Origin of the sequence: Synechococcus sp. R55.2, from assembly GCF_047462075.1 — a bacterium.
Lineage (GTDB): Bacteria > Cyanobacteriota > Cyanobacteriia > Thermostichales > Thermostichaceae > Thermostichus.
In genome coordinates, this window is the sequence record NZ_JANSIH010000340.1 from 39,322 (window position 1) to 42,713 (window position 3,392).

Sequence of the window (3,392 nt, forward strand, 5' to 3'; positions counted from 1 at the left end):
CCCCGCAGTTGGTGCAGTTGGGAGAGCCCGAAGCGCTCTGCGTGCTCCACCAGCATCACCGAGGCGTTGGGCACATCCACCCCCACTTCCACCACCGTGGTGGAAACCAGAATATCCAGCTCCCGACGGCGGAAAGCTTCGATGACTGTCTCCTTCTCGCTGCTGGTCATGCGCCCGTGCAGCAAGCCCACCCGGAACTGAGGGAAGACTTTTTCCTGCAGACGCTGGTGTTCCTCAATGGCGGATTTCAGATCCAGCTTCTCCGACTCCTCAATGAGAGGCAGCACCACGTAAGCCTGCCGCCCTTGGGCAATTTCCCGCTCCATCAGCCGCACCACTTGTAGGCGATCTCCAGGTCGAGCCACCACCGTATGCACGGGCTTGCGCCCCGGGGGCAACTCGTCAATCTGGGTAACATCCAGATCCCCATGCAGGGCCAGGGTGAGGGTGCGGGGGATGGGGGTGGCGGTCATGGTGAGCACATCGGGGTGATCCCCTTTTTGTTGCAGGGCGGCCCGCTGCTCTACTCCAAAGCGGTGCTGCTCGTCGATGATGACCAGCCCCAGGTTGCGAAACTGTACCGCCGGCTGGATTAAAGCATGCGTGCCCACCACCAAGGGCAATTCCCCAGTCTGCAACTGCCGCAAGATCTCCCGGCGTTTGGCGGGAGGGGTGGAGCCGGTCAACAGTTCGACGGGCACCTGTAGCTGGCTTAGCCATTCCACCAACTTGCGGTAGTGTTGCTCGGCCAAGACCTCGGTGGGAGCCATCAGGGCCGTTTGCCAGCCGGATTGAATGGCTGCCAGCAAAGCCGCCACCGCCACCACGGTTTTGCCGGATCCCACATCCCCTTGGAGCAGGCGGTTCATGGGCAAGGGATCCCGCAGATCCGCTAGGATCTCGTCGATGGCCCGCTGCTGGGCAGCGGTAAGCTGAAAGGGCAGGATTTGGTAGAAGCGATCCAACAGCTCCCCTCTAGCCGGCTGGTAACGAGGTATGGCCTGAGCTTGGGCACGATAGCGGTGTCGCCGCTGCAATAGGCTTAGTTGTAGGTAGAAAAACTCATCGAACACCAGCCGCCGCCGGGCCTGGGCCAGCAGCTCTCGGGTCTCAGGAAAGTGGATCTGCTGCAGGGCAACAGGCAAGTCCAAAAGCTGCAACTGCCGCTTGAGATCCGCCGGCAAGGGATCCTCCACCAAGGCCGCCGCCGGCAAAGCCAGTTGCACCGCCTTGCGCACCAGATCGGCGGGGATCCCTTCTGAGAGAGGGTAAACTGGCAAGATCTTGCCCAGCCTGTCCAGCTCCTCGCCCTCTCCCCCCAGCACCTCCAGTTGCGGGTTATCCAGCGTTAGGCCCAACCGGCCCTTTTTGACCAGGCCGCTGGCAGCCACCAGGGCCCCCTTGGGGTATTGCCGCTCCAGGGAAGCTTGCCAACTGCGCTGGGCAAACTGCCGCCCGCTGTAGAAGCGGCTGAGGGTAATTACACCACTTTTGTCGGCAATCTTTAGGTTGAAGATGGTCAGCGAGGGATTCTTAGGGCTGGTAAAGCAACTGCAACTTTTCACCGTCCCTACAAGGGTAACGGTCTCCCCCACCTTGGCTTGGCGGATGAGCACCCGCCGGGAATAGTCCAGGTAGTCGCGGGGGAAGTAGTAGAGGGCATCCCGCACGCTGTGTAGGCCCAGTTGTGCCAGTTTCTCCGCTGACTTGGGACCAATGCCTTTGAGAAACTGCAGCGGCTGCTCCAGGCTGAGGCCGGCGGGGAGAGATGGGGAAATCGTGCTCCGCCCTGCCTCTGGGGGGGTTGTTGCTACGCCTACGGCAGGGAAACCAGAGCGCTGTGGCAACGAGGCTGCAAACGAGCCAGGTTGGTGGGAACTCGGTCGGGACAGCTCTTGCTGACGTCGGACTCGCTCCAGCCAGCGGCGAGTTTCGGCCACCAGGTGCTGGCGTTCGGGCAGCTCCAGCTCCGGGTACAAGGTATAGCGGGATCCCAGTTCTCGCCACCGTCGCCGGTCATCTCCATCCAGCACCCAGTCGGAGGGGGGATCCTGTCCAAACACGCTCCCCACAAACTGAGAGAAGGTCTGCTCTCGCCCCTGGAGATTGGTAAACCCCAACTCTGCTTCCAGAGAAAGGGCGCGCTGGAGCCGCTGTAGATCCACCTGCGTCAAGTTGCTTGGCTGCCGGGAATACTCCTTATCAATTCAACTTTAGCCAACAACGGCAGTACAGCCGAACAAGCACAACAGCGCAAGCCACACTCTCCATGTCTTGATAGAGAAAAAAGCCTGCCTTGTTACTCCGCAACGCTGTCGCGACGGGGCAGGCCAAAGGGATCCCTGGGGATGAGGGGGCTTCAGCTACGGGCCAAGGCGGATCCCAAAAGCAGAGCCATCACTGCCGGCACCAAGGCAATCGCCAGGATGGTGAAAACTTGCGCGTCCGTCATAGCCAACTCCCTAACAGTGGAATTGCACAAAAGTCAGCCCCCTCACTCTACCGTAGCTTGAGGGGTAGCCCTGACATCGAGAAGAAAAGCTCAACATTCTTTACAAAGCAGCCCCTGTCCATCTCGGTTGACCCCAAGTATAAAAGCCGGGGCCTGCACTGCTGGTTTGCGGGTCATGCTACGATGTTGCTTCGCAACGCTGTTGCGACGGCGAAGCAGTCCTTGCCCATTTCTCCTGCGAAGTTCGGTCTTGGCGTCATCATGGTAGCTGCTCCCCAGAGTCTGACCACCCTACGGGATAACCTGGCCATCCTGGCGGAAACGGATCCCTTGGTTTACCGCCTGATCCAGCAAGAGCTCAACCGACAGCGGGATCACCTGGAGATGATCGCCAGCGAGAACTTCACCTCTCCTGCTGTCTTGGCCGCCCAAGGCTCGGTGCTCACCAACAAGTATGCGGAAGGGTTGCCCGGCAAGCGCTACTACGGCGGCTGCGAGTTTATCGACGAGATTGAGCAGTTGGCCATCGACCGCGCCAAGCAACTGTTTGGGGCGGCTCACGCCAACGTGCAACCCCACTCCGGGGCGCAGGCCAATTTTGCTGTTTTCTTGGCCCTGCTGCAGCCGGGGGACACGATCATGGGCATGGATTTGTCTCATGGCGGCCACCTCACCCACGGCTCGCCGGTGAATGTCTCCGGCAAATGGTTCCAGGTGGTGCATTACGGGGTGGATCCCCAAACGGAGCGGATCGATTTCGATCAAGTGCGGGATCTGGCTTTGCAGCATCGGCCTAAGCTGATCATCTGCGGCTACTCTGCCTATCCGCGGGCAATCGACTTTGCTGCTTTCCGCACCATTGCCGATGAGGTGGGAGCTTATCTGCTGGCCGACATTGCCCATATTGCCGGCCTGGTGGCCACCGGACACCACCCCAACC

3 protein-coding genes are annotated in these 3,392 nt (G+C 60.4%); 1 reads left to right on the forward strand and 2 read right to left on the reverse strand.

What is annotated here, in order from left to right:
* Both recG and psaM read right to left on the reverse strand, forming a co-directional pair.
* A partial coding sequence (gene recG, locus NW838_RS11045; RefSeq protein ID WP_414428043.1) for an ATP-dependent DNA helicase RecG occupies positions 1 to 2,165 on the reverse strand: 2,165 nt, incomplete at its 3' end.
* A 194-nt stretch (positions 2,166 to 2,359) separates the two neighbouring features.
* A complete protein-coding gene (gene psaM / locus NW838_RS11050; protein ID WP_011434349.1) occupies positions 2,360 to 2,452 on the reverse strand; it encodes a photosystem I reaction center subunit XII in 93 nt (30 codons plus the stop codon).
* Positions 2,453 to 2,713: 261 nt separating this feature from the next.
* Between psaM and NW838_RS11055 the strand changes: the two genes are divergently transcribed.
* On the forward strand, positions 2,714 to 3,392 hold a 679-nt coding region (locus NW838_RS11055), incomplete at its 3' end, for a serine hydroxymethyltransferase (protein ID WP_414428044.1).